The sequence below is a fragment of the Pseudomonas sp. PA-7-1E genome, from assembly GCF_021605325.1.
GTDB classification, from domain to species: domain Bacteria; phylum Pseudomonadota; class Gammaproteobacteria; order Pseudomonadales; family Pseudomonadaceae; genus Aquipseudomonas; species Aquipseudomonas fluorescens_BV.
Genome location: NZ_WKFA01000008.1, coordinates 117,116 through 142,251 on the forward strand (window position 1 = coordinate 117,116; position 25,136 = coordinate 142,251).

23 protein-coding genes are annotated in these 25,136 nt (G+C 60.4%); 12 read left to right on the top strand and 11 right to left on the bottom strand.

Annotation, left to right across the window (positions count from 1 at the left end):
* The first annotated feature begins 5 nt into the window (after positions 1-5).
* Positions 6-5,369, top strand: coding sequence for a dermonecrotic toxin domain-containing protein (locus GIW79_RS07895; protein WP_236455205.1), 5,364 nt, complete (start codon positions 6-8; stop codon positions 5,367-5,369).
* Here the strand turns inward: GIW79_RS07895 and GIW79_RS07900 are convergent.
* Positions 5,353-5,991, bottom strand: a complete 639-nt coding sequence (locus tag GIW79_RS07900) for a LysE family translocator (protein WP_072448024.1) — start codon at positions 5,989-5,991, stop codon at positions 5,353-5,355. The two genes, GIW79_RS07895 and GIW79_RS07900, sit on opposite strands and share 17 nt — an antisense overlap.
* 66 nt (positions 5,992-6,057) lie before the next feature.
* Positions 6,058-7,404: an NCS2 family permease gene (locus GIW79_RS07905; protein WP_034126137.1), complete on the bottom strand. Its 1,347-nt coding sequence runs from the start codon at positions 7,402-7,404 to the stop codon at positions 6,058-6,060.
* Positions 7,405-7,696: 292 nt separating this feature from the next.
* Here GIW79_RS07905 and GIW79_RS07910 point away from each other — a divergent pair, with 292 nt between their 5' ends.
* Positions 7,697-8,299, top strand: a complete 603-nt coding sequence (locus tag GIW79_RS07910; protein WP_236455206.1) for a glutathione S-transferase family protein — start codon at positions 7,697-7,699, stop codon at positions 8,297-8,299.
* 102 nt (positions 8,300-8,401) lie between these two features.
* Here GIW79_RS07910 and GIW79_RS07915 read toward each other — a convergent pair whose 3' ends face one another.
* Positions 8,402-9,298, bottom strand: coding sequence for a LysR family transcriptional regulator (locus tag GIW79_RS07915; protein ID WP_089041965.1), 897 nt, complete (start codon positions 9,296-9,298; stop codon positions 8,402-8,404).
* 111 nt (positions 9,299-9,409) lie between these two features.
* On the opposite strand from GIW79_RS07915, the gene GIW79_RS07920 reads away from it, so the two are divergent.
* From GIW79_RS07920 to GIW79_RS07930, 3 genes are read left to right on the top strand one after another with little or no spacing between them, the layout of a single operon-like run.
* Positions 9,410-10,702, top strand: coding sequence for a CitMHS family transporter (locus GIW79_RS07920; RefSeq protein ID WP_089041966.1), 1,293 nt, complete (start codon positions 9,410-9,412; stop codon positions 10,700-10,702).
* A 1-nt stretch (position 10,703) separates the two neighbouring features.
* On the top strand, positions 10,704-12,029 hold the full coding sequence (locus tag GIW79_RS07925; protein WP_236455207.1) for an acyclic terpene utilization AtuA family protein: 1,326 nt from the start codon (positions 10,704-10,706) through the stop codon (positions 12,027-12,029).
* Positions 12,026-12,346 (top strand): AtuA-related protein, encoded by a 321-nt coding sequence (locus GIW79_RS07930; RefSeq protein ID WP_236455208.1) that lies wholly within the window; start codon positions 12,026-12,028, stop codon positions 12,344-12,346. Before GIW79_RS07925 ends, GIW79_RS07930 begins: the two co-directional genes overlap by 4 nt.
* Positions 12,347-12,466: 120 nt before the next feature.
* Here GIW79_RS07930 and GIW79_RS07935 read toward each other — a convergent pair whose 3' ends face one another.
* The 5 genes from GIW79_RS07935 to GIW79_RS07955 all read right to left on the bottom strand — a co-directional run bounded on the left by GIW79_RS07935 (position 12,467) and on the right by GIW79_RS07955 (position 15,244).
* Positions 12,467-12,838, bottom strand: a complete 372-nt coding sequence (locus tag GIW79_RS07935) for a glutathione S-transferase N-terminal domain-containing protein (protein ID WP_236455209.1) — start codon at positions 12,836-12,838, stop codon at positions 12,467-12,469.
* Positions 12,839-12,939: 101 nt separating this feature from the next.
* Positions 12,940-13,485, bottom strand: coding sequence for a GTP cyclohydrolase I FolE (folE, locus tag GIW79_RS07940; protein ID WP_014719282.1), 546 nt, complete (start codon positions 13,483-13,485; stop codon positions 12,940-12,942).
* A gap of 78 nt (positions 13,486-13,563) precedes the next feature.
* Positions 13,564-14,121 carry a Smr/MutS family protein gene (locus GIW79_RS07945; protein WP_003192796.1) on the bottom strand — a complete coding sequence of 186 codons (558 nt, stop codon included), beginning with the start codon at positions 14,119-14,121 and terminating at the stop codon, positions 13,564-13,566.
* A 75-nt stretch (positions 14,122-14,196) separates the two neighbouring features.
* Positions 14,197-14,517 (bottom strand): hypothetical protein, encoded by a 321-nt coding sequence (locus GIW79_RS07950; RefSeq protein WP_020302242.1) that lies wholly within the window; start codon positions 14,515-14,517, stop codon positions 14,197-14,199.
* Between the two features lie 136 nt (positions 14,518-14,653).
* Complete coding sequence (locus GIW79_RS07955; RefSeq protein ID WP_014719280.1) at positions 14,654-15,244, bottom strand: cysteine hydrolase family protein; 591 nt, start codon at positions 15,242-15,244, stop codon at positions 14,654-14,656.
* A 239-nt stretch (positions 15,245-15,483) separates the two neighbouring features.
* Between GIW79_RS07955 and prmB the strand changes: the two genes are divergently transcribed.
* The gene (gene prmB / locus GIW79_RS07960) at positions 15,484-16,392 is read left to right on the top strand and encodes a 50S ribosomal protein L3 N(5)-glutamine methyltransferase (RefSeq protein ID WP_057709807.1); all 909 of its coding nucleotides are present in this window, start codon (positions 15,484-15,486) and stop codon (positions 16,390-16,392) included.
* A 128-nt stretch (positions 16,393-16,520) separates the two neighbouring features.
* Here prmB and GIW79_RS07965 read toward each other — a convergent pair whose 3' ends face one another.
* Complete coding sequence (locus GIW79_RS07965) at positions 16,521-17,324, bottom strand: hypothetical protein (RefSeq protein WP_034126144.1); 804 nt, start codon at positions 17,322-17,324, stop codon at positions 16,521-16,523.
* A gap of 99 nt (positions 17,325-17,423) precedes the next feature.
* Positions 17,424-18,386 carry an alpha/beta hydrolase gene (locus GIW79_RS07970; RefSeq protein ID WP_236455211.1) on the bottom strand — a complete coding sequence of 321 codons (963 nt, stop codon included), beginning with the start codon at positions 18,384-18,386 and terminating at the stop codon, positions 17,424-17,426.
* 143 nt (positions 18,387-18,529) lie between these two features.
* Between GIW79_RS07970 and aroC the strand changes: the two genes are divergently transcribed.
* The 4 genes from aroC to GIW79_RS07990 all read left to right on the top strand — a co-directional run bounded on the left by aroC (position 18,530) and on the right by GIW79_RS07990 (position 21,866).
* Positions 18,530-19,621 (top strand): chorismate synthase, encoded by a 1,092-nt coding sequence (gene aroC, locus GIW79_RS07975; protein ID WP_003192786.1) that lies wholly within the window; start codon positions 18,530-18,532, stop codon positions 19,619-19,621.
* Positions 19,622-19,696: 75 nt separating this feature from the next.
* Positions 19,697-20,860 carry an MFS transporter gene (locus GIW79_RS07980; RefSeq protein WP_034126374.1) on the top strand — a complete coding sequence of 388 codons (1,164 nt, stop codon included), beginning with the start codon at positions 19,697-19,699 and terminating at the stop codon, positions 20,858-20,860.
* On the top strand, positions 20,857-21,387 hold the full coding sequence (locus tag GIW79_RS07985; protein WP_057977005.1) for a 1,2-dihydroxy-3-keto-5-methylthiopentene dioxygenase: 531 nt from the start codon (positions 20,857-20,859) through the stop codon (positions 21,385-21,387). The genes GIW79_RS07980 and GIW79_RS07985 overlap by 4 nt, the downstream gene beginning before the upstream one ends.
* Positions 21,388-21,596: 209 nt before the next feature.
* On the top strand, positions 21,597-21,866 hold the full coding sequence (locus GIW79_RS07990; RefSeq protein ID WP_054896323.1) for a response regulator transcription factor: 270 nt from the start codon (positions 21,597-21,599) through the stop codon (positions 21,864-21,866).
* Between the two features lie 62 nt (positions 21,867-21,928).
* On the opposite strand, the gene GIW79_RS07995 is transcribed toward GIW79_RS07990, so the two are convergent.
* Positions 21,929-22,207 (bottom strand): DUF3509 domain-containing protein, encoded by a 279-nt coding sequence (locus GIW79_RS07995; RefSeq protein WP_003172952.1) that lies wholly within the window; start codon positions 22,205-22,207, stop codon positions 21,929-21,931.
* A 452-nt stretch (positions 22,208-22,659) separates the two neighbouring features.
* Between GIW79_RS07995 and GIW79_RS08000 the strand changes: the two genes are divergently transcribed.
* Positions 22,660-24,486 (top strand): long-chain-acyl-CoA synthetase, encoded by a 1,827-nt coding sequence (locus tag GIW79_RS08000; RefSeq protein ID WP_236455862.1) that lies wholly within the window; start codon positions 22,660-22,662, stop codon positions 24,484-24,486.
* A gap of 106 nt (positions 24,487-24,592) precedes the next feature.
* Entirely contained in the window at positions 24,593-25,108 is a 516-nt protein-coding gene (locus GIW79_RS08005; protein ID WP_014719271.1) for an ankyrin repeat domain-containing protein, read from the top strand.
* Positions 25,109-25,136: the final 28 nt, after the last annotated feature.

A 25,136-nucleotide genomic window follows, 5' to 3' on the forward strand; every position in this document is an offset into this window, starting at 1 on the left:
CCCAAATGCTCTTCGTTGGTTTCGCCCGCGCACACTGCGGGCTTTTTTTCGCCCGTGGTGTGTTCAATTATCTAACGCCTTTTGAGCCGCGACGCTGCCTAGGCTGGTGTTTGTCCTTCCATCAAGAAGAAAGCACCATGACTTCAGCCATCGGCAACATCTATTCAGATGATCCGGATATCACTGCCGAACGCGTGCAGCAGATGCGCGATCAACTGACTCGGCGCATCAACACTCATCCCCAGCCCGGCCGCCTGATCAACCAGCTCGCGGAGGCCGACCGGCGGTGTTTCCAGTCGACCAGAGTGCTCGCCCGCTTGATAGGTCATGCGCCCCGGGTTCTGGGAGTGATTCGTGCCGCGCTGCGCAAGGAATTTGAAATTGACCCCGACAGCCTGCTGTTTACCCAGGCGGCATTGCCGGGGGCGGCCGCCAAAGTTGACAGTTTGACCGACCGGGCGCTGCTGTCGCTGGCATTGCCTTCGGTACCGGACAACCTCAATCAATTCACCTCCTTGAGTGTCAAGGGCGATCCAAACCGTCGGCTGCCGTATACGCCTTTGCAGGTGTTGCGACGCATGATCGCGATGAACCTGCTGGAGCGGCTGCCTCAAGCGGTAACGGAATATTGGCAGGCCTTGGCGCATGGATCGTGGCACACACGTCAGGAACGCTGGGCTGAATCATACGCCGCAGCTTTTGCCGAGCAGGCTTTCATGGCACGGCAACTGGATGAGATTTCCATTGCGGGAATGACCCTGGTCCAGCAATTGGTGGATGCCCCCGACACCGAGGCGCGCCAGCGCGCCGGGGGCAGTTGGGCCAGCGTGCGGGTAAGCCAATTGATGTGGCCAGGCTTGCCTGCAGTCGCGATTCCCGGGGCACTGCATATTTATCGAGACGGCGACCCCGAGGGTGCGCCGCATGTGATTTACCTGCCGGGCGTGGCCCGCCATTTTTACGAGTACCCGTCGTTCTTCTCGCTTCAATGCGGCCTGTTGGCGTTGACCAGTCAGACGCTGTTCGATGAACTCTGGCAATGCTTGCCACTAAAGCGTCGTCACCAATTATGCCGACCCGATCACCTGAGCCCAGCCTCCGTTGTCGTGCGTGGCGCGGCGGTGACGGAGGATGCGTTGGCTCTGAGCGCCCGGGCGTTGCTGGATGGCCAGTGGGCGAATGAGTTGGCCTGCGCGCTGGCGATCAATCACGCGCATGTGTTCGCTGCAAGCAGGCCGCGGCCTGAAACGTTGTCGGCCACGGCCTTTCTCCGTTCGATCGAGCAAGCTCGCAAACGGCTGGCAGGCAGCGCCCGGCTGCACAACGTGTGCGACCAATTACTTATCTGGGACCGGCAGCGACGGGAGCCAGAAATCCTGTTTGCCAGTGCGATGCCCGAGCTGGCCCGGCTTACGGCAGAGCAACAGGTCAAACGCTATGAAAAAGGCCTGGTTGCGTTGCTTAACCAGGATGATCCGAGTGCGCAGAGCGCGGCGTTTGAGCAGGTGTTGGCGCTCGAGCGTCAGCGCAAGGAGCACACGCAGGTGTTGAGCGCACAGATCAAGGATGCGCAGCATCAACTGTTCGATTTGCCGTTCTGGCTTGCGCGCCCTGGGGGAGGGCGCAGGCGTGCTGCGCTGTTTTTGAGCGCCCAGGTCGAAGCATTGCGCTGTGAGGTTGAGTTGCAACACCAGCTCAAGCTCATATCCACGGCGCATCGTGACGTGATTAGCGAAGTGCTGGACCAGCCTGCAGCGCGCAAACGCCCTGGCAGTCGAACCCAGGTGCTGTCGGTCTCGGTGGGCAGCGCGCCGGATGCCTTCTATCCGCTGCATAACGTGTGGGTGGTGACGCGAGTGACCGCACTGAAAAAACCGGCAGGCGCAATTCCGGTGGTGCTGTATGCGTTTGGAGACTATGGCGGGCTTATGGCTTTTTCCGGCCTGGAGGCGCTGACGCAGGGGCTCAAAGCGACACTGGGCAGCAGTGACTATTCCAGGTTATGGGGTTGTGTCGAACGGGATAAGCTCCACGACTTGCGCGCCCATGCGGTGCGCAACACGCTGGCTGTGCGTTACGAGCCTGTCTACATCAGCCCCACGGGTCTCTCGCTGAAAAACCTGGTGATGTACTACGCAGGGTTGAGCAAACGCATCGGTGGCATGACGGGGCTTTTCGGCGAGGTGAAGGATGCGATGGTCAGCCGCTTGTTGTGGGTGGTCGAGCTGCACCAACATCTGGCGTTTCCTCCCAACCATGCTTTGAGCCAGGCGTTGGCCAATGTGGACGTGCTGCGTAAAGTTGCGCTTGAGATGAAAGAATCTCCACCGTGGCTGGCCAGCGCAACGCGTACCCAGCTCAAACAATTCCAACGCCTCAAGCGCAGGTACCTGGGCAGTGCCGCTGCCGCTGAAAGCGGGCTCGTGCAGATCCTGCCTGACCTGGACACCTTCGCCCGCAGTGCATTGATCGCTCGTTTGACTGAAGACGGTTTTTACCCGGAACTGGACATCGACAAGCCGTTGATCGACTTGCCGGATGACACCTACAGCAGTTTTTGTGGCCACGAAAGTCGCTGCACGCCGGGCGATCGCAAAGTCATCGTGACACCCAGCCTCAAACGCCACACGTTCAGCATGCTGCAACTGGCCTTGCATAACCTTGACTCGCAAGCACCCTGGACACGCCCGCGATTGACACGCGGCCGCTATCTGCAACCGCAGTGGCGCCAGCGACTGAACGCCGATTATCTGATCAACACCGTGTCTTCGCTGGATATCGGCGGTAATTACGCGATACGGGCCCACCGTGCATTTTACCCTGCGGGGGCGAGCGGTCAGAGGGAAGAACGTATCCCTGTGCTGATAAATCGCACGTTGCGGGACTGCGCGCAGATGCAGCTTTTTTCAGCGGCCGCCCAGGGTTTGAGCGCCCAGGCGCAGAGCCTGTTCAAGGTTGCAATGGCAGCCCGCACGGCTGAAGACCTGTTAAAGAACGGGCAGCGGCTGACGCTCAGTGTGGTTCATTTGGTAGGACACACGATGCTGCATGATCGTTACATCGCAGGCATTGTGGTGATGGCGGACCAGGCCAGCGGACGCTGCGTGGTTTACTGGCCGGCCGCGCCCCAAGCCTTGGTCATCAGCGAATACACCAGTGTGGGAGTAGCCCTGGCGGCGCTCAATCGTATGGCTGCAGAGCCCGATTACGTTAAGGTTCTGGCGCGACAGGTTGCACCGGGTTGGGCATTCGAGGCCATCGCCCATAACGTCGATGCAACAAACAAGACCAGCTCGATTTATGACGTGGACCATATCCTCGCCGGTTTTTCATTCTTCGAAGGTGTGTGGAGGAGCTATGAGTTTTTCCGCTCATTCAAAATCACGCACCTTGAGCCTACGCCAGCGGTCAATGAAATCGAAGAGCTGATCCACGAGCAGATTGCCAGTGCACCAGCGAACTGGTTGGCGGCGGTGCCCACCACCTACCCTGACGCCATGGCACTGCTGTACGCGGCCAGCTCGCTGGAGCTGCAAGGGCGGGTTCAAGCCGTCAGTAACTCCAGCTGGATGTTGGCGACTTATCGGGTTCAACGTCTTGAAGAGCAGAGCGAGGCCACCAGGCGCGGGTTGCTGGGTATTTTGATTCCGTTATTCGGTAAGGCTAACGACTTCCATGATTTGCTGTTGGCTGCCCGACGCTATCATCGCTTTGGCGACCCTAACGATGCCGTGGATGTGGCGTTCATGACCCTGTTTCTGGCGGTCGAACTGGCGACAGACTTTGCACCTGTTCCCAAAGTGAAGGGCGGTAAGGTCATAGGTATGCGTTCGCCGATGAAGGTTCTGAGTCGTATCCGTCGCTTGCCGATGGCAATACGTAGTCATTTGCCCAGCGCGTCTTCGTCGCTGGTGACGCAATCGAAGCTCTTGGACCGTTTCAGAATCAAGGGTAAGCCCGAGGGCGCCGTAGCGTTGAAAGGGCCGGGCAGGCAAGGCGTGCATGTCAAGAACGGTGAGCAGTTCATAGCGGACGATACGCACCATTACCCGGTTTACCAGCGCGAAAGCGAAGAGGTATTTCGTCTGCGAAATAGCCGGGAACCGGGACTGGATGAGTTGGTCATCAACATTCAAGAGCCTAAAGAGTGGTTGTTGGGCATGAATGCGCCACAACCTGGGCCCAGCTCCGGGGTGCATAACCCATGGCCCGTTTCCCCATTGCCGGATTGGCAACCCCCTCGTACGCGCACGGCTACCGAGAATCGGATTGTGCAGTCACGTACAACGGATACTCAGTGGCTGAGTTGGCGTGTTCAAGTCCAACCCAGTCAAATTGTAGACTTTCCGGCGGCTGGCGTGTTTGAGGTAGGCGTGGGTCCCAGAGGTTCTGAGCTCAATGCCAGGTTTTTACGCGTGGCTCCTCCTTATACCGCCATCCAGGATCCGAGCAGCGGTTTCTACCGGATGCTCCCGCAGGGTGATCGTGCACCGTTGAACGGCCTGGTGTTTATCACCCGAAATGAGCCACCGGGGCGATCCGCGCTAACCGATATCATGCGCTGGACAAGCACTGATATTCGCGACCAGCCTATTCCCGTATCACGCCTGCCTTCAGGTGGGTGGCAAAATCATCCGGCACTGTTCGACAGGCCGTTGAGGCAGTATGTGACCATGGCCTTTCCCACCCTGACGAATGACGCTCGAACGTTTGCCGTCATAAGGTTGGTTGAGTTGTCAGGTCCTTCCCGGGCTGCCACGGCAAGCCATTTGCTCGACATCCGCGCGACGCTGGACGAATGGCTTCCCGCGCCTCCTGCGAGGAGCGGTCAAACGGATGATTTACTGCGGATGTTGCGACCTAATGAACGTCGCAGCGAATATCTATACATCGGTTTTGAAGGCAAGGCGCCCGGCTTCACGCGTGTCGACTTCATACCGCCTCATCCGTTAGACCCGAGCCTGCAATATGCTGTCAGACCGGTCAGGACGCAGAGGCTTGAAGCAGAGCGCGCCGCCGTCAGAACCGTGTTGGAGCAGCAGGGTTACCGCATTGTGGACTTGTCTGTGCGACGTCCAGGGTTACCTGTTGGAGAAAACAGTATTGAATCAGTCGTGACTCATCCCCGTTCGAGCACAATTTACTACGTGGCCTACCAATGGTTTGAGACAGGGCGAATTAGCGTGAGAACGAAGCTTTCGGACAAGTGGGTTCGGGTAGCCATCAACTCCCACCCTGACTCTGCTTTATTAAGGGCGGTTGACAACGCGATGCAAGAACAACGCTTGGTGCGGATTGTGGCCGGCATTCAGTGGCCCACAAAGGGGCAGTTGGCCCCCACTGTCTATTTCGTCAAATTGAACCCTTAGCGTTGATGAGAGCCATTGCACCGGCGCCGCCAAACAGCGCAGCGCTGGTGCGGTTGAACCAGCTCTGGCCCGAACCGCTGCGCAAATACCGCGCGGCGCCATGGGCGCCCAAGCCGTAAGCCAATTTGCACAACAGGTCGAGCACCGTCCAGGTGGCGATCATGATCAACAATTGCGGTAAAAACGCCTGCTCGGCGCTGAGAAACTGCGGCAGGAAGGCCGCAAAAAACAGGATGTCCTTGGGGTTGCTGGCCCCCAGTACGAAGGCCCGGCCAAACAACGCACCAAAGCGCGGCACAGCCGGGGACGGTGGCACTTCGGCGCCTGCGCTCGGCAGGCGCGATTGCTGCCAGCTTTGCCAGGCGAGGTAGAACAGGTACAGCGCGCCGACGATCTTCAGTGCGCTGAACAATTGCTCAGATGCCAGCAACAACGCGCCAAGGCCAAGTGCCGAGGCGCTCAGCAGACAGATCGAAGCAAATACGCCGCCCAGAAACGCCGGGTAAGAGCGGCGCAGGCCGAAGTTGAGGCTGTTGCTGATCATCAACAATGACAGCGGGCCGGGGATCAGGATCACAACCAGCGCAGCGCCGCTGAACAACAGCCAGGTATCCAGGTTCATCTACAGTTCTCCCTTACGTGCAAAAGCCCCACCCGAAGGTGAGGCGGTTTTTCAGCCCTTCCTGAACTACAGAAAGATGAACTTGGCGATAAAGATCGCGCACAGCACCCACAGGCTGATGGAAATCTCACGGTACTTGCCGGTGCCGGCCTTCAACGCCACATAGGTGATAAAGCCCAGGGCAATTCCGTCGGCGACCGAAAATGTCAACGGCATCATGATCGCGGTCACGATGGCCGGAATGCTGTCGGTGGCTTCATCCCAATTGATATGGGCCATGCTCGCCATCATCAGCATTGCCACGTAAATCAATGCGCCCGCCGTGGCATAGGCGGGAATCATGCCGGCCAGCGGCGCGAAAAACATCGCCGCCACAAACAGCACGCCTACGGTCACGGCAGTCAAGCCGGTGCGGCCGCCGGCAGCTACACCGGCAGCGCTTTCCACATAGCTGGTCACGGGCGGCACGCCAACCATGGCGCCGAACACGCTGGAAGCACTGTCGGCCTTTAATGCACGAGACAGGTTGTCGATCTTGCCGTCTGCCTTGACTAGCCCTGCGCGTTGGGCAACGCCCATCAGTGTACCGGCAGTGTCGAACATGTGTACAAAAAGAAAGGCAAATACCACGCTTATCATGCTCACATTGAACACACCCATCACGTCCATGGCCATCCAGGTCGGTGCCAGGCTCGGTGGGGTAGAGAGAATGCCGTTGTAATGCACCAGGCCCAGGCCCCAGCCCGCCAGGGTCACGGCGATGATGCTGATCAGGATCGCGCCGAATACGCGGTGGTAACTGAGGATGGCGATCAGCAGGAAGCACACCGCCGCCAGCAGTGGGGCGGGTTCATGCAGGGAGCCGAGCTTGATCAGGGTGGCCGGGCTGTCGACGATGATGCCGGCGGTTTTCAGGCCGATCACCCCCAGGAACAGGCCCACGCCCGCGCCCATGGCATGACGCAGGCTGACCGGGATACTGTTGAGCAACCATTCGCGGATACGCGACAGCGTCAGGATCATGAACAGCACACCTGAGACAAATACCGCACCGAGGGCGGTTTCCCAGTTGTAGCCCATGGTGCCGACCACGGTGTAGGTGAAAAACGCGTTCAAGCCCATGCCCGGCGCCAGGCCCACTGGCCAGTTGGCGTACAGGCCCATCAACAGGCAGCCCAGCGCGGCGGCGATGCAGGTGGCGACGAAAGCCGCGCCGTGATCGATACCGGCATCGGCCATGATGTTGGGGTTGACGAAAATGATGTAGGCCATGGTGATAAAGGTGGTGAGGCCGGCGATCAGCTCGGTCTTCACTGTGGTGCCATGCAAGCGCAGTTTGAACAGGCGCTCCAGCCAACCGCCTCGGGGCGCGGCCAGATCCAACGTAGGGGCTTCGGTTTTACGGCTATCCACAGCGAGTACTCCTCAATCGTTTTATTGTTATTTCCAGCGCCGGTTACATGAGTGGGCAACCGCGCTTTGAGGTACTGGCGGGCTTTGTTGACCAAAAGGTCAGGAACTCGCACGAAGCGAATTATGCTTTTGTATACAAATAAAGCAAATAATGTTTTCGATTATCTTGGCGAAAAGGGATGAAAGGCCCACGCCAAGGGATTTATTCTGCACGACGCCTTGAAACAAGCCTTCGATACCCGCACCTTGTGGGCGCAAGCATTCGGTCAGCGCGGCGAAAAAGGGGAGCCCCATGTACAAGGTTTATGGCGATTACAAGTCGGGCAATTGCTACAAGGTCAAATTGATGCTCAATCTGTTGGGCATCCCGTATGAATGGATTGATATCGATATCCTCAAGGGTGATACCCAGACCCCGGCGTTCCTGGCCAAGAACCCCAATGGCAAGGTCCCGGTATTGGAGCTCGAAGATGGCACCTGCCCGTGGGAGTCCAACGCGATCCTCAACTTCCTCGCCGATGGCAGCGAATTCCTGCCGACCGAACCGCGCCTGCGCACGCAAGTCCTGCAGTGGCAATTCTTCGAGCAATACAGCCACGAGCCCTACATTGCGGTGGCGCGGTTCATTCAGTTTTACCTGAACATGCCCGAGGATCGGCTGGAAGAATACAAGACCACCCACAAAGGCGGTTACAAGGCCTTGAGGGTGATGGAGCGTCAGCTTCAAGCCACGCCTTATTTAGTGGGCGAGCAATTTTCCATTGCCGATATTGCGTTGTATGCCTACACCCATGTGGCCCATGAAGGCGGCTTTGACCTGGCGCCGTATCCGGCGGTGCAGGCGTGGTTGCAGCGCGTGGCCAGTCATCCCAAGTACGTGGCGATGCTCGACTGACTCCCTCGGTCCAATGTGGGAGCTGGCTTGCCTGCGATAGCGTCACCCTGGTGCCCCGGCTAAACCGAGGTGTCTGCATCGCAGGCAAGACTGCTCCCACATTCAGCGCGGCGGCGTGTCAGGCAGTGCTTTGTTGAGCAGTTCAAAGCAGCGCTGCGCCGCCGGGCTCAAGCCCATCCCGCTACGGCTGATCAACCCGATCTCCCGATTCACCCCGGAATGATCGATGCTGATCCGCTTCAAACCTTCCAGGCTATCGGCCGCTGACTCCGGCAACACACTGATGCCCAGGCCCTGGCGCACCAAGGCCAATACGGTCGACATGTAGTTGGCCTCCATGCCGGCGTTCAGCGTCAACCGTGTCTCATCGAACAGCGTGTCCACTTGCTCGCGCACACTGCTGTCGCGCCCGGTCAGGATGATCGGCTGGTCCGCCAATTGTTCCAGCGTCAGTTGGCGATGGCGGGCGAGCGCATGGCCTGACGGCACAAATGCGCACAAACGATCATTAAGCACGGGCACGAAGTCCAGGCCGTGGCTCAGGCGGGCGCGCACGCCGATGCCGAAATCCACTTCGCCGTTGCGGACCTTTGCGTGAATGCGCTGGGCCACCAGGTCATGCAGGCGCACTTCGATGCCGGCGAAGCGTTCGCGAAACAGGCGCAAGGCCGGGGGCAGGGCGCCAGCGCAGACTGAGGGCAGCGCGGCGATGGTTACCACTCCACGGCGCAAGGCGGCGAGGTCGCGGGAGCCAGTGACGATGTTGTCCAGGTCCAGCAGCAGTTTTTCCATGGGCCCGCGCGCCTCCTGGCCCGCAGCGGTAATGCTCACGTGGCGCGGGCTGCGGTCGAGCAGGGCGACGCCGAGCCAATCTTCCAGTTGTTGCACCTGCACGGTGAGGGCCGACGGCGAAAGGTGTAACTCGTTGGCCGCTTTGGTGAAACTGCCAGTGCGGGCCACCGCAAGGAACGCCTGGATGTGCTGGATCGAGTTCTTCATTTTGTTTTTCCGAACGTTCTAGGCCCAATATTCCAATTTACAAAGACTAACCCGCTTCCAATACTCCAGGGAAAACAATAACCGGCCAACCAGGCCGCCCTGGAGTAACCCATGCTCGCAACCCTGGGTGTCATCACCATCCTGTGCCTGCTCGCTGCCGTCATGAGCAAGCGCCTCTCGCCACTGGTGGCTTTGATCGCCTTGCCGATCATCGCTGCGCTGATCGGCGGCTTCGGCCTGCAAACCAGTGCCTTCATCATTACCGGTATCAAGAACGTCGCCCCTGTGGTCGGCATGTTTGTGTTCGCGATCCTGTTTTTCGGGATCATGACCGACGCGGGCATGCTCGATCCCATCATTGATCGCATCCTGCGCACGGTCGGCACGCGTCCTACACGGATTGTGGTGGGGACCGCGACCCTGGCGTTGCTGGTGCACCTGGACGGCTCTGGCGCGGTGACCTTTCTGGTGACGGTGCCGGCGATGCTGCCGCTGTATACGCGGCTGGGCATTGATAAACGCATCCTCGCCTGCGTGTGTGCGATGGCCGCCGGCGTCAACTTCCTGCCCTGGACCGGCCCGGTGCTGCGTTCGTCGGCGGCGCTGCATGTGCCAGTGGCCGACCTGTTCCAGCCACTCATCCCGGTGCAGATCGTCGGGTTGATCTTTATTTTCGCCTGCGCCTGGTGGCTGGGCCATCGCGAAGAAAAACGCCTGGGCCTGGGCGCCGGTTCCAGCGTGGAGGCGGTGCCGCAACGAGTGCTCAGCGATGACGACATCAAGCTGCGCCGTCCACGGTTGTTCTGGGTCAACCTGGTGCTGACCGTGCTGGTGATGGTGGTGATGATCGCCGGCTGGGTCGACCCGGTGGTGATGTTCATGCTCGGCACCGTGGTTGCGTTGTGCATCAACTATCCCAACGTGGACGCCCAGCGTGCGCGCATTGACGCCCATGCGAAAACCGCCCTGACCATGGCCAGTATCCTGCTCGCGGCCGGGGTATTTACCGGCATCATGCAAGGCACCGGCATGCTCAAGGCCATCGCCGAAGTGGCGGTGGCGCAGATTCCGGCGGGCCACGGCAAGTTGATCCCGGCCGTCGTGGGCTTTTTGTCCATGCCCCTGAGCATGTTGTTTGACCCAGATTCCTACTATTTCGGCGTGATGCCGGTGATCGCCGAAGTCGGCAAAGCCCTGGGCGTCGACCCGCTTCAGGTGGCCCAGGCTTCGCTGCTGGGCGTGCACACCACCGGCTTCCCGGTCAGCCCGCTGACCCCTGCGACCTTCCTGCTGGTGGGCCTGTGCAAGATCGAACTGGCCGATCACCAGCGCTTCACCATTCCTTTCCTGTTTGCCGCCTCGGTGTTGATGACCCTGACGGCGTTGCTCCTGGGAGTGATTTGACATGAACACCTTGCGCATCGGCTCCGGCGCCGGCTACTCCGGCGACCGTATAGAACCCGCCGTGGAACTGGCCGAACACGGCGACCTGGATTACCTGGTCTTCGAATGCCTGGCCGAACGCACCATCGCCCTGGCGCAACAGGCGCGTATCAGCGAACCGCAAGGCGGTTATGACCCGCTGCTGGCTGAGCGCATGCGCCGTGTCTTGCCCTTTGTGGGGCAGGGGACGGGGCGTCGACGCCTGCGCGTGATCACCAACATGGGCGCGGCCAACCCGCTGGCGGCGGCCAGTGAAGTACGGCGCATTGCTGGCGAGCTGGGCCTGGGCCTCAAGGTTGTGGCGGTGGTCGGGGATGACGTGCTGCATACCTTGTCTGCCGAGCAGTTGCTGGATAACGGCCAGACCGTAGGCGCATTGGGTGAGCGGCTGATTTCTGCCAATGCCTACCTGGGCGTGGAGGGCATTGTTCAAGCGTTGCGCGCCGACGCCGATGTGGTGATCACCGGGCGCGTGGCCGACCCTTCGCTGTTCCTGGCGCCGCAGATGTTCGAGTTCGGCTGGGCCTTCGATGATTGGCCGCGACTGGGCCGGGGCACGCTGGTGGGGCATTTGCTTGAGTGCGCGGGGCAGGTCAGTGGCGGTTATTTCGCCGATCCAGGCTTCAAGGATGTGGAGGATCTGGCGCGCCTGGGTTTTCCCCTGGCCGAGATCGACGCCGACGGCAACGCAGTGATCACCAAGGTGGCAGGCTCGGGTGGGCGGGTCAGCCGCGCGACCTGCGTCGAACAACTGATTTATGAAGTTCACGACCCGGCAGCTTATTTGACCCCGGATGTGACGGCCGACTTTTCCCTGGTGGGGTTTGTCGAGGAGGGCGTGGACCGGGTGCGTGCCCAGGGAGCCAGTGGGCGTGTCCGGCCTGATCAACTGAAGGTCAGCGTCGGTTATCTGGACGGTTGGATTGGTGAAGGGCAGATGTCCTACGGTGGTCCCGGCGCTGTCGCACGGGCCGAGTTGGCGCGGGAAGTGGTGCTCAAGCGTCTCGCGTTGATCGGGGTCAACATGCAGGACCTGCGTGCCGAGTTGATCGGCATGGATTCATTGCACGGCCCTCGCAGCAGCGTCGAGCCTTGGGAAGTGCGCCTGCGGGTTGCCGCCCGTTGTGACGAGCGCAGCGACGCCGTGCGGGTCGGCAATGAAGTAGAGACCCTCTACACGAACGGCCCGGCCGGCGGCGGTGGGGCGAGCAAGAGTGTGCGTCAGGTGGTGGCGGTGGGGTCGTTGCTGTTGCCCCGTGAAGCGGTCAAACCGAGGATTGAAGAATGAAACTGCACAGGCTGGCCCATTCCCGCACCGGGGATAAGGGAGACACGTCGAACATCTCGATCATTGCCTATCGCGCCGAGGATTATCCGTTGCTGTGTGAACAGCTGACGGCTGAGCGCGTGGCCGAGCTCTTTGCCGATTTACGCGATCCCGATGCGGCACCGGTTCAGCGCCATGAGTTGCCGAACGTGCAGGCGCTGAACTTCGTCCTGCCGGGAATCCTGCGCGGCGGCGTAACCCGCTCGCTGGCCCTGGACGCCCACGGCAAGTGCCTGGGTTCGGCATTGCTGGATCTCGACCTGACAATACCCACCTGATTTCTGTAGGAGCGAGCTTGCTCGCGAAGAACTCACAGGCACCGCGTTTATTCAGGCAGCCCCCGTTATCGTTGACGTTTTTCGCGAGCAAGCTCGCTCCTACATTGATCGCCGCGTACTTCAGATCGCAGCGAAGTGCTTGTCCAGGTAGTCAATGATCACCTTGGAGTCATACATCCAGGTGGTCTGGCCGTTCTCTTCGATGCGCAGGCACGGCACTTTGATCTTGCCGCCTTGCTCCAGCAGGGTCTGGCGGTCCTGCTCGTTGTTCTTCGCGTCCTTGAGCGCCACCGGCACATTCAGGCGGTGCAGGGTGCGACGGGTCTTCACGCAGAACGGGCAGGCGTGGAACTGATACAGGGTCAGGTCCTTGGCCGCAGCATTGACCTTGGCCTGTTGTTCGGCAGGGCGTTGCTTTTTGCGTGGGCGGGTAAGCAAGTCGCCCGCGATGATGACGTGGCCGAGGCCCACTCGAAGTGCTTTGACGAACATGGCTGAAACCTCTTGCCCATGACTGAGGGGGCGCAGCTTACCTGATTTCTGCAGGCGAAAAAAAACCGGCGATGAACGCCGGTTCCTTCCTGCCCAACCGGTTACTTGATCAGGCTGAGAAATTCGCTGCGGGTGGCCGCGTTCTCGCGGAACTCACCCAGCATCACCGAGGTGATCATCGACGAATTCTGCTTCTCCACACCGCGCATCATCATGCACATGTGCTTGGCCTCGATCACCACGGCCACGCCCAGGGCGCCTGTCACTTCCAATACGGCGTCGGCGATCTGGCGGCTGAGGTTTTCCTGGATCTGCAGGCGGCGCGCATACATGTCGACAATGCGTGCGACCTTCGACAGGCCCAGCACTTTGCCGCTCGGGATATACGCCACATGGGCCTTGCCGATAAACGGCAGCAGGTGGTGCTCGCACAACGAGTACAGCTCGATGTCCTTGACCAGCACCATTTCGCTATTGTCAGAGCTGAACAAGGCACCGTTGGTGACTTCCTCGAGTGTCTGTTCATAACCGCGGCAGAGGTACTGCATTGCCTTGGCGGCACGCTTTGGCGTGTCGAGCAGGCCCTCGCGGGACACGTCCTCGCCGAGTTGGCCGAGGATCGCGGTGTAATTCTGTTCCAGGGACATGAAACTACCTGTGGGATTTTCGCAAAGCGCAAGGTTACGGTGGCGGACACATCGCTGCAAGCCTGACGATGGCACTTGTTACTCGTCGCGCCCTTCCATCATGGTGCGCTTGAGCATCACATACACCGCGCCGGCACCGCCGTGACGAGCCTGGCAGGAGGTAAAGCCGAGCACCTGGGCATGCTGGCGCAGCCAGGTATTGACGTGACTCTTGATCATCGGGCGCTTGCCGTCCAACCGCACAGCCTTGCCATGGGTGACGCGCACGCAGCGGATTTCGAATTTGGTCGCTTCGGCCAGGAAGGCCCAGAGGGTTTCCCGGGCTTTTTCCACGGTCATGCCGTGCAGGTCGAGGCTGCCTTCGAACGGGATCTGGCCGGCCTTGAGCTTGCGCATCTGGCTTTCCTGCACGCCGTCGCGGGCCCACATCAGTTCATCTTCGGGGCCGACGTCGATCACGAACTGGTCCGACAGGCCGTCCACGGTAGTGGCATCGGTGCGCACGGTCGCGGCCTGGCGCAGCTTGGCGATCTGCGCGCGGTCAGTCTTGGGTTTGCCGGTGTCGGCGCGGTCGTGCTTGATCGGCTTGACGCCGCGCAGCTCGTTTTTGAACAGGGAAAAATCGTCGTCTTGCATGTCAGCCTCCGCGAAGGGCGGGCAGTTTACCTAAATCGCGGCGGCCAGGGCGCAGGAAACGCTATCCAAGCGCCATCAGTCGTGCTTTTTCATCAGGTGAGAGGCGATATTCAACGACAGCGGCTGGCGCATTTTCCGGCGGCTGCGACGCCACAACCACACGCCCAACCACAGCACCAGCAAGCCGATCCCCAGTAGGAGTGCCGAGCCGCCCGGGCTGGCATTCAGTTCGCCCAGGGCGGGCGAATGCCCAAACAGACCGGCGCCACCAGCGCCTGCCAACAACAAGCCTACTATCGCCAGCAACGCGGCAATGCACGCTACCAGGCGCAGACGCCAATTGCTCGGGCCCTTGGGGCGCAAGCGACGAGCATCAAAACCATCGGATATCTTCATTCCGACCTTTCCTCCAGGGTATCGGCCCTTCGACCGGAAGATACACAGGTTGTTCCGGGGGGAGAGGTAAATGCGCCAAATGAGAGGGCTTTGCGGATGAGCGGAGCAATAAACACGCCGCTCACCGCCAGCAGCATCAGATCAAGTCTTTGGCCAGCGCCAGGGTGGCGAAGTTGTCTGCCATGATGGCCATTTCGGTTTGCTGCACATGCTCGGCGCTCAGGATACCGCCCTTGTAGGGCAGGTCGCGGGTGGCACAGGCGTCTTCCACCAGCGTGCAGCGAAAGCCCAGGTTCTTGGCCGCGCGCACGGTGGTGCTGACGCTGGAGTGGCTCATGAAACCGCAGACGATCAGGTCCAGGGAGCCGAGGTCTTGCAGGTGTTTTTCCAGGCCGGTGCCATGGAAGGCGCTGGGCAGCAGTTTGCCGATGATGGTTTCGTCACCCTCAGGCTCAAGGCCCGGAATGAATTCGCCGCGCTCGCCCTGGGGGTCAAACAGGCCGCCCACGGTACCCAGGTGCCGCACATGCACAATCGGGCGCCCGGCACTGCGCGCTGCGGTCACAAGCTGCTTGATGTTCTCTACCGCCGCGTCCATGCCCGAGAGGGCGAGCGGGCCGCTGAGGTATTCTTTCTGGGCGTCGATGATCACCAGGGTCGCATGATTGAGGTTGGCTGCTGCGTAACCGCGACCGCTGAGTTGAAACATCGTCTTTGGAACGGACATTCTGGGGCTCCTGTGAGTGGGGCTTTTGCGACATTGTCCACTGGCTGAGCGCTTCTGTGAATCGCTACTATCGTAAGGTACGCCGTTGCTGGCGTGCAGCCATGTCAAGAGGCAGGCCTGTTTAACACAATGCGGGCAGATTCGATGAAATCCGACGTACGGCGCCAGGTTTTTCGTACATCGTCGGTACAGGTGAAGGCTGTTAGAATCGCCAGTCGTTTTTTCCAGGAGCTTGCCCCGTGATCACTTCCCGCCTGCGCACCTTGCGCGACCATATTCGTTGGGCTGTCAGCCGTTTCCATGGGGAAGACTTGTTTTTTGGCCATGGCACCGACAATGCCTGGGACGAAGCCCGGCAGTTGGTGCTGGGCGCCTTGCACCTGCCGTGGGAAATCGCCGACAGCTATTTGGATTGCAACCTGGAAGAAGAGGAAATCTCCCACGTGCAGCGCTTGCTGCATCGCCGTATCCATGAGCGAGTGCCGACGGCCTACCTGTTGAACGAAGCCTGGTTTTGCGGCATGTCGTTTATCGTCGATGAGCGCGTATTGATCCCGCGTTCACCCATAGGCGAGCTGATTGAAGACCGCTTCGAACCCTGGCTGGCCCAGCCGCCGGCACGCATCCTCGACCTGTGCACCGGCTCCGGTTGCATCGGCATCGCCTGTGCCTATGAATTCCCCGAGGCCGAAGTGGTGCTGGGAGACTTGTCCTTCGAAGCCCTGGAAGTGGCGAACCAGAACATTGAGCGCCATGGCGTCGACGAGCGGGTCTACACCGTGCAGGGCGATGGTTTTGACGGGCTACCCGGCCAGCGTTTCGACCTCATCGTGTCGAACCCGCCCTACGTGGATGCCGAAGATTTCGCCGACATGCCCGATGAATACCAGCACGAACCGGAACTGGGCCTGGCCTGCGGCGACGACGGCCTGAACCTGGTACGCCGGATGCTGGCTGAAGCTGCGGACCACCTCACCGAGAAGGGCCTGCTGATTGTCGAAGTGGGCAACAGCCAGGTGCATGTCGAGGCGCTGTACCCGGAAGTGGATTTCGCCTGGCTGGACTTCAAGCGCGGTGGGCATGGGGTGTTTATGTTGACGGCTGAGCAGTGCCGCCAACACCAGGCCGTTTTCGCTGCCCGGATATAACTGCAGAAACTCGGTCAATGTGGGAGCTGGCTTGCCTGCGATAGCGGTGGGTCAGCTTGCACTTGTGCTACTGATACATCGCTATCGCAGGCAAGCCAGCTCCCACATTTTGATTGCATTTCAATCTATCAGCGGTGTGTGGCAATCCAGATCAACAACCCCGCCTGAAACACCGTAAACGCCACCAGACAGGTGATGGTAAAGCGCAGCCCGCTGTCTTCACGCTTGAACTTGGTGACTTTTTCCTCTTCCTTGCGCAGCTTCACTTCCTGCTCCGCCAGGTTCTGCTCTGCCTGTTGCAGCATCTGCGCGGCTTCCAGGATCTCCACGAACTGCACTTTCTCGGTGTTCCAACTGTCCAGCACGTCGCTGACCTTGCCGGGTTGCACATTGCCCTTGAGGTGCTGCACATCGGCGTAGGCCACATCGAAACCCTGGATACGCAGGAAGTGATCGCGGCGCAGGCGCGTGGCTTCGTTGAGGGCGTCCTTGTTGGCCAGGTCCACGCCGTCGACGCGGTAGTGTGACCACTTCTTCTTCGCCCAGGCGGCGCCTTGGGCCACCAGGAAGCGCCCGATACCGCGGTTGGCCGGCTCGATTTCCAGGCTGTTGCCGGGCCCGAAATGCACGCGGTGTTTATCGTGATCGACCCAGATATCCAGGTGGTTCTGCTCGCGCCGTACTCGCTGGCCCGGTAACTGGATGACCATGCGCAACAGGCTGTGGTGTTTATCATGGCGCTCGGCATAGCCGAACTGCACAAAGCGCAACGGCCGTGCGCCGGTCGCGCGGTCGGTGGCCAGCGGGGCCAGGCGCAGCATCTTGAAATGTTCGGCGTGAACGTCGGCCCACGGCAGGGCCGCTGCGGCGCCAGCTTCGGTTGCGGCCGTAGTTTCGGCGGTAGATTCGGGTGTTGTTTCGGTGGTTGTCATGCGGCGCGATCCTGTCCAAGCCCTGCGAGCCGACAATCTTTTTACTGTCGACTCTGGACTTATCGGCCGTTTTTCCCAGAACTGGAGGCCAATTGCCGCTTAACGGGGTTGAAGTCCTTCGATAAAGCTGACGATACGTTGGCCCAGCTCCGCAGCCAGCGGCAGTTTCGGGTCATTGTAGGAGGCCAGTTGCTGCTTCACGTTATTGGGCACGATGCGCATCACGTGGTTCATGCCTTCGATCACCGTCAACTGCGCGTCGGGCTTGGCCTGCTTCAGTTGCCGGGCGTCGCCTACGCCAACCTGGATATCGTTGGTGCCCTGAATGATCAGCGCCGGCATGTCCAGGCGCGCAAAGGCGGCCGACGGATCGGCGCGGAACAGGCTGATCAGATACGGCTGCACGCTGGGTCGGAAAATACCCTCCAATGGGCGCGGCACGTCGGCGTCCACCTGGCCGGCCTTGAGGTGATCGAGTATTTCATTGCTGCGCAGCAGCAGGGCAGGGGGCAAGTGATCGGCCAGTTGCTGACGGATCACCTGGTCCACCGGGCGGGCGCTGCCAGACAAGGAAATGACCCCGGCCGGTTCAAGTTGCGGCGCGGCGAGGGCGGCGACCAGCGCGCCCTCGCTGTGGCCCAGCGCAATCAGCGGGCCCATGCGCTTGTCGGCCTTGAGCAACTTGCCCCAGGCCACGGCGTCGTCCACATACGCCTCCAGGGTCAGGTTGCGTTCATCCGGCGTGGCCGCCAGGCTTGCGGCCACGCCGCGCTTGTCGTAGCGCACGCTGGCGATGTTATGCCGGGCCAGTACCCAGGCCAGGCGCTTGAGGCTGTCATTGCGCGCGCCGTCGGCGCTGTTGCCGTTACGGTCGGTGGGGCCGGAGCCGGCGATGATCAGCACCACCGGCACCGGTTTATCCGATTGCGGCAACAGCAGGGAGCCAAAGAGTTGGCCGCTGCCGGTGTCCAGGCTGATCGGGCGTTGCAAGACAACAGGGGAGGCGGCCTGGGCCACGGCGGTGAACAGGGTGAAGGTGAACAGCAGAACTCGCAGCATCATAGCGCCATCATTGGAGAGGTGCCGGTTGGACCAACGTCTACCGGTAAGGTTTCGAGGATGAACTAGTCGGTTAGCCTGCGTATACTGGCCGCCTTAAGTTATTACGGTTGACTTGATTCAACTGATTTCACGGAGCGCCCTGCATGTCCGGCAATACCTTCGGCAAGCTGTTCACTGTCACCACCGCGGGCGAAAGCCATGGCCCGGCGTTGGTCGCCATTGTCGACGGCTGCCCGCCAGGCCTGGAGCTGAGCCTGGACGACCTGCAGCGCGACCTCGACCGCCGCAAGCCCGGCACCAGCCGCCACACCACCCAGCGCCAGGAACCGGACGAAGTCGAAATCCTCTCCGGAGTGTTCGAAGGTCGCACCACGGGCTGCGCCATTGGCCTGTTGATTCGTAACACCGACCAGAAGTCCAAGGACTACTCGGCGATCAAGGACCTGTTCCGCCCGGCCCATGCCGACTACACCTACCACCACAAATACGGCGAACGCGACTACCGTGGCGGTGGCCGCAGCTCGGCGCGTGAAACCGCCATGCGCGTGGCCGCTGGCGCCATCGCCAAGAAATACCTGGCCACCCAGGGCATCGTCATCCGTGGCTACATGAGCCAGTTGGGCCCGATTGAAATCCCGTTCAAGACTTGGGACAGCGTCGAAGACAACGCCTTCTTCTGCCCCGACCCGGACAAGGTGCCGGAGCTGGAAGCCTACATGGACCAGTTGCGCCGCGACCAGGACTCGGTCGGCGCGAAGATCACCGTGGTGGCCGAAGGCGTGAAACCGGGCCTGGGCGAGCCGATCTTTGATCGCCTCGACGCCGAACTGGCCCATGCGTTGATGAGCATCAACGCGGTGAAAGGCGTGGAAATCGGCGCCGGCTTCGCCTGCGTATCCCAGCGCGGTACCGAGCATCGTGATGAGATGACCCCTGAAGGTTTCCTCAGCAACAACGCGGGCGGCATCCTCGGCGGTATTTCTTCCGGCCAGCCGATCGTCGCGCACCTGGCGCTCAAGGCCACGTCGAGCATTACCACGCCTGGCCGTTCGATCGATGTGCACGGCAACCCGGTGGACGTGATCACCAAGGGCCGCCACGACCCGTGCGTCGGCATCCGTGCCACACCGATTGCCGAAGCCATGATGGCCATCGTGTTGATGGACCATCTGCTGCGCAACCGCGGGCAAAATGCCGATGTGCGCGTGAGTACCCCGATACTGGGCCAACTGTGATCGCCTGGGGCAATGAGCGAGCTTGTTGTGGCCGGCGAGCTTGCTCGCGCTGGGCTGCGCAGCAGCCCCAATAACATGCTCCCACCGCTCCCATACTGGCGCCTCTCCAGCTTCTACCTCTTCTATTTCGCCCTGCTGGGGGCGACCGCGCCGTTCCTGGCGCTGTACTTCGACCACCTCGGTTTCTCCAGCGCGCGCATCGGCGAGCTGGTGGCCATTCCCATGCTGATGCGCTGCGTGGCCCCCAACCTGTGGGGCTGGATCGGCGACTACACCGGCCGGCGCCTGGCCATTGTGCGCTTCGGCGCGGTGTGCACCCTGGCCAGCTTCTGCCTGATTTTTGTCAGCAAAACCTACGCCTGGCTGGCGCTGGTGATGGCCCTGCACGCGTTCTTCTGGCACGCGGTGCTGCCGCAGTTTGAAGTCATCACCCTGGCCCACCTGCACAAGCAAACCTCGCGCTACAGCCAGATCCGTCTGTGGGGCTCCATTGGTTTTATCCTCACCGTGGTGGTTATGGGGCGCCTGTTCGATTGGCTGAGCCTGGATATTTACCCGGTGGTGGTCGTGGTAATCATGGCCGGCATCATCGGCGCCAGCCTGTGGGTACCGAACGCGCAGCCGGCCAGCCACGGCAACCGCCTGGCCGGCGATGGCTTTCTCAAGCAATTGCGCAGCCCAGGCGTGCTGGCGTTTTATGCCTGCGTGGCGCTGATGCAAATGAGCCATGGCCCGTATTACACCTTCCTCACCCTGCACCTGGAGCATTTGGGCTACAGCCGTGGCGTGATCGGCCTGCTGTGGGCGCTTGGGGTGGTGGCGGAAGTGCTGATGTTCCTGGCCATGAGCCGTATTCTTGCGCGCTTTTCGGTGCGCCGGGTGCTGCTCGCCAGCTTCTTGCTGGCGGCGCTGCGCTGGTGGCTGCTGGGTTCATTTGCCGAGGTTTTCTGGCTGCTGCTGGTGGCGCAGTTGATGCACGCCGCCACGTTCGGCAGCTTCCACGCGGCGGCGATTGCCTTTGTGCAACGCAGCTTCGGTGACCGCCAGCAAGGCCAGGGCCAGGCCCTATATGCCGCGCTGGCCGGCACCGGCGGCGCGCTCGGCGCCCTGTATTCCGGTTACAGCTGGAATCTGCTGGGGCCAACCTTCACGTTCAGTATCGCCAGCCTCGCGGCGCTGGCCGCCGCCATTATCATTGGCCTTCGATTGCAAGAGCCGAACCAAGGAACCGTGCAATGAGCTATGTAGCCGTCTACTCCATCGCCACCCCGGACACCCCGAACAAAGTGTTGACCCATGCCGACGACATCCAGTCGACCCTGGCCGAGCACGGTGTGCGGTTCGAACGCTGGCAGCCCAGCCCAATCGAAAAGGGCGCCAGTGCGGCGCAGATGATCGCCGCGTACCAGGCGCAGATCGATGCTCTGGGCTACGCCGCTGTTGAAGTGGTCAGCGTGACCCACGACCATCCACAGAAAGACGAGTTGCGCGCACAGTTCCTGGATGAACGTACCTACAGTGAAGATGAAGTGCGTTTCTTCATCGCAGGCCAGGGGTTGTTTACGCTGCACATAGGCGACTATGTGTACAGCTTGCGCTGTGAGAAGAATGACTTGCTGATCATCCCGGCCGGTGTACCGCACTGGTTCGACATCGGCGAAAACCCGCACTGTGTGACACTGCGTTTGTTCAACACGGCCCAAGGCGTTGTGCCCTCTTTGACCGGTGATGCGATTGCCGCCCGCTTTCCAAGGCTGGATGACTAAGCATAGATAACTGAATGTTCAACCCTGGCAAGTTGGAAGTTGCTGTGGGAAGAAACTTAATTATTTGTAGGGCAACGCTGTTTGTTCGGTGCTGTGCGCTTTGATTCCACTCTTTATGTAACTCTCTGTTCGGCGTCAATGTTTATGCCATCTGTCAATGGGAGGAATCCGAAAGATGGCAGCGCATCAGCAGATATAAGGAGAGAACAATGAGTGGCCCCGAGGAGACGTATCGCCCGTTGGTTATCGTGCCGACGGCTATCAGAAAACGCATGAGCTTGTCCGGCAAGCCCCTGACTTCCACCGAGCTGGAAATCCTGCGATGGGCCTCCGAGGGCAAGACCGTCTGGGAAATCAGCCAGATTCGCGCCACCTCTGAAGCCACGGTTAAATTTCATCTGCGCAACATCTACGGCAAGTTGGATGTCACCAACCGTGTACAGGCAAAGAATGAGGCCGCACGCCAGGGCTTATGTTAACGGCATGAAAAAGGGCCGCGACGCTGAGTAGCGTCGCGGCCCTTTTTTTTCGGATTTTCAGCTTAGGCCGAATGATAAGTCGGCAGCGCAAAGCGGTTCTGGCTTTGCAACATCGAAATCTGCGGCAGTTCGCTGGCTTGTTCAGCCAAGTCACGGCGAATGGCGCTGATGACCCAGGTCAGTTGATCGGCGGTGTGCAACTGCTGATAAGAGATCGAGCGCTTGACCTGTTTACCTTCGCTGTTGCGCAGGGTCAACAGGATACCGCCGTCCGGACGTGGCTGGGTGGTGACGTCGTAGTTGGAGAATACCGAAGCGAATTTATCTTGGATCAGGCTCATGTCTATCAGCTCCATTGGCTCAAGTTGGCAAGCATGGAGTGATAGGTGCAGTGATTGTGCCAGTATTGGATTTTCTAGAAAATCCTTACAAATCAGTCATTTATAAATTTATAGGATTTTCATTTTCGTGCAATTTGCATGAAGGGCCATCGTGCATCCTGCATTTTGCGCTATCTGCCCGGTGATTTTCCGGGCAGGAGGGGAAGGGCTGTAATGATACTGACCGCCTTTTGCCAGGAAAAATCCCGGTCGGCTGGCAGGCCGTCATCGCAGGCAAGGCGGCTCCCACATTTAAATGGTGGAGTGTCAGGGGGATAGGCATCGGGCGGCCGCCACGGGATACAAAACTTTTCAAATCCCGCGTGTACAGCCAAAGAACCGCTGACGTATTTTCCGTTACACCAGTCGATGTACCTGGACCAGACCAAGAATAAGAAAAGGGACGTCCCTCCATGACTCATCAGCAAGTCGACATGATCACCTGGCGCATGATGCTGCGTAAGGTGCCTGCCATTGTTCGGGCGCTCCCACGGGTGGTGCGCGGCATGCGTGCGGCCAACGTCACCGACCCCAACCAACCCTGCGGCCTGGGCTGGCATTTCGAACAAGCCACCTTGCGTAACCCGGACGGTGCTGCCCTGCTGTATGGGGACAGCGTGATCAGCTACCGCGACGCCAATCAGTGCGCCAATCGCATTGCCCATCACTTGCAGGCCCAGGGCATCCGCAAGGGCGATGTGGTAGCGCTGTTTATCGAGAATCGCCCCGAGTTGCTGCTCAACGTGCTGGCCGTGGCCAAGCTGGGCGGCATCTGCGCCATGCTCAACACGGCGCAAACTCAAGGGGCGCTGGTACACAGCCTGACCCTGGTCAAGCCGGTTGCCATTGTGGTCGGTGCCGAATTGCTGAGCCCTTACGCAGCAGTGCGCGATCAAGTCCAGATCCCGGCCGAGCGCACTTGGTTCGTGGCCGATCAGCCGGGCAGTAGGGTGCCCGACGGCTACATCGACCTGATGGCCGCCAGTGCCGAAAGCCCGGTGGACAACCCGGCAAGTTCGGCGCAGGTGTTCTTCCACGATCCCTGCTTCTATATCTACACCTCCGGCACCACCGGCTTGCCCAAGGCCGGCATCATGAAGCACGGGCGCTGGACCAAAACCGCCGTGAGCTTCGGCAGTATCGCCCTGGACATGGGGCCGCAGGACGTCCTCTATTGCACCTTGCCGCTATACCACGCCACCGGCCTGTGCGTGTGCTGGGGGGCGGCGATTATCGGCGCGTCCGGCTTTGCCATTCGGCGCAAATTCAGCGCCAGCCAGTTCTGGGACGATGCACGCCAGTTCAAGGCGACCACCCTGGGCTATGTCGGTGAGCTGTGCCGCTATCTGCTCGACCAGCCCGCGAGTGCGCAGGACCGCGATAACCAGGTGACCAAGATGGTCGGCAACGGCCTGCGCCCCGGTGTGTGGGCGCAGTTCAAGCAGCGTTATGGCGTGGAGCATATCTGCGAACTCTATGCCGCCAGCGACGGCAATATCGGCTTTACCAACGTGCTGAATTTTGACAACACCATCGGCTTTTGCCTGCAGCATTGGGCGCTGGTGGATTACGCCCATGACACCGGCGAACCGCTGCGCGGCAACAATGGGTTCATGGTCAAGGTGCCCACTGGCGGGCAGGGCCTGTTATTGGCGCGCATTGATGATAAGTCGCCCTTCGACGGTTACACCGACCCGGAAAAGAACCGCAAGGTGGTACTGACCGACGTATTCGAAAAAGGCGACCGCTATTTCAACACCGGCGACCTGGTTCGCAGCATCGGTTTCGGCCATGCGCAATTTGTCGATCGCCTGGGGGATACCTATCGCTGGAAGGGCGAAAACGTCTCGACCACCGAGGTGGAAAACGTCCTGCTGAAACACCCGCAGATCGCTGAAGTGGTGGCCTATGGCGTCGAGATCAACAACACCAACGGCCGCGCAGGCATGGTCGCCATCACCCCCAGCGAATCGCTGGCCAGCCTGGACATGCGCGAACTGCTGCAATTCGCCCACGGCCAGTTGCCCCCTTATGCGGTGCCGTTGTTTTTGCGGATCAAGGTGAAGATGGAAACCACCGGCACGTTCAAGTACCAGAAAGTGAAGCTCAAGGAGCAAGGGTTCGACCCGGACAAGGCTGGCAATGATCCGGTCTACGCCTGGTTGCCGGGTTCGGACACCTATGTGCCGGTGACCGGGCAATTGCTGGCGCAGATCCAGGGCGGGCAATTCCGTTATTGATTCTGGCTATGGCGGCTTTTGACAAAAAAGCCATGACACCGGGGAACTCCATCGCGACACTGGGCGCCTTAAACAGTTATGTCAGTCGCCTCAGCAAGGAGCCCCCATGTCAGATCAGCCTAAACAAATGACCGAAGACGAAGCCGCCGAGTTTGCCGAGCAAGTCTTCGACGTCGCTCGGCGCGGCGACGCCGCCATGCTTGCTGCACTGTTGGCGAAAGGCCTGCCGGCCAACTTTCGTAATCACAATGGCGACACCCTGTTGATGCTCGCGGCGTACCACGGCCATGCCGAGGCGGTCAAAGTGCTGCTGGAGTTCAAGGCCGACCCCCTGATCGCCAACGACAAGAACCAGTTGCCGATTGCCGGCGCGGCGTTCAAAGGCAACCTGCCGGTGGTCCAGGCGTTGATCGAGGGCGGCACGCCGATTGACGCGGCCTCCTCGGACGGGCGTACGGCCTTGATGATGGCGGCGATGTTCAACCGCGTTGACATGGTTGATTACCTGCTTGGTAAAGGCGCAAACCCCAAGGCCACCGATGCACAAGGCGCGACGGCACTGGCCGCGGCGCAGACCATGGGCGCGGTGGATACGGCGGCGCAGTTGCAGAAACTGGTGTAGGCTACGCGCCCTTCAAAACTTGCCCGTT

Excerpts from the sequence above, each read along its gene's own strand:
- GIW79_RS07895 (WP_236455205.1), top strand. The coding sequence starts at position 6 with ATGCTCTTCGTTGGTTTCGCCCGCGCACACTGCGGGCTTTTTTTCGCC.
- GIW79_RS07900 (WP_072448024.1), bottom strand. The coding sequence starts at position 5,991 with ATGAACCTGGATACCTGGCTGTTGTTCAGCGGCGCTGCGCTGGTTGTG.
- GIW79_RS07910 (WP_236455206.1), top strand. The coding sequence starts at position 7,697 with ATGTACAAGGTTTATGGCGATTACAAGTCGGGCAATTGCTACAAGGTC.
- GIW79_RS07915 (WP_089041965.1), bottom strand. The coding sequence starts at position 9,298 with ATGAAGAACTCGATCCAGCACATCCAGGCGTTCCTTGCGGTGGCCCGC.
- GIW79_RS07920 (WP_089041966.1), top strand. The coding sequence starts at position 9,410 with ATGCTCGCAACCCTGGGTGTCATCACCATCCTGTGCCTGCTCGCTGCC.
- GIW79_RS07925 (WP_236455207.1), top strand. The coding sequence starts at position 10,704 with ATGAACACCTTGCGCATCGGCTCCGGCGCCGGCTACTCCGGCGACCGT.
- GIW79_RS07930 (WP_236455208.1), top strand. The coding sequence starts at position 12,026 with ATGAAACTGCACAGGCTGGCCCATTCCCGCACCGGGGATAAGGGAGAC.
- GIW79_RS07935 (WP_236455209.1), bottom strand. The coding sequence starts at position 12,838 with ATGTTCGTCAAAGCACTTCGAGTGGGCCTCGGCCACGTCATCATCGCG.
- folE (WP_014719282.1), bottom strand. The coding sequence starts at position 13,485 with ATGTCCCTGGAACAGAATTACACCGCGATCCTCGGCCAACTCGGCGAG.
- GIW79_RS07945 (WP_003192796.1), bottom strand. The coding sequence starts at position 14,121 with ATGCAAGACGACGATTTTTCCCTGTTCAAAAACGAGCTGCGCGGCGTC.
- GIW79_RS07950 (WP_020302242.1), bottom strand. The coding sequence starts at position 14,517 with ATGAAGATATCCGATGGTTTTGATGCTCGTCGCTTGCGCCCCAAGGGC.
- GIW79_RS07955 (WP_014719280.1), bottom strand. The coding sequence starts at position 15,244 with ATGTCCGTTCCAAAGACGATGTTTCAACTCAGCGGTCGCGGTTACGCA.
- GIW79_RS07965 (WP_034126144.1), bottom strand. The coding sequence starts at position 17,324 with ATGACAACCACCGAAACAACACCCGAATCTACCGCCGAAACTACGGCC.
- GIW79_RS07970 (WP_236455211.1), bottom strand. The coding sequence starts at position 18,386 with ATGATGCTGCGAGTTCTGCTGTTCACCTTCACCCTGTTCACCGCCGTG.
- aroC (WP_003192786.1), top strand. The coding sequence starts at position 18,530 with ATGTCCGGCAATACCTTCGGCAAGCTGTTCACTGTCACCACCGCGGGC.
- GIW79_RS07980 (WP_034126374.1), top strand. The coding sequence starts at position 19,697 with ATGCTCCCACCGCTCCCATACTGGCGCCTCTCCAGCTTCTACCTCTTC.
- GIW79_RS07985 (WP_057977005.1), top strand. The coding sequence starts at position 20,857 with ATGAGCTATGTAGCCGTCTACTCCATCGCCACCCCGGACACCCCGAAC.
- GIW79_RS07990 (WP_054896323.1), top strand. The coding sequence starts at position 21,597 with ATGAGTGGCCCCGAGGAGACGTATCGCCCGTTGGTTATCGTGCCGACG.
- GIW79_RS07995 (WP_003172952.1), bottom strand. The coding sequence starts at position 22,207 with ATGAGCCTGATCCAAGATAAATTCGCTTCGGTATTCTCCAACTACGAC.
- GIW79_RS08000 (WP_236455862.1), top strand. The coding sequence starts at position 22,660 with ATGACTCATCAGCAAGTCGACATGATCACCTGGCGCATGATGCTGCGT.
- GIW79_RS08005 (WP_014719271.1), top strand. The coding sequence starts at position 24,593 with ATGTCAGATCAGCCTAAACAAATGACCGAAGACGAAGCCGCCGAGTTT.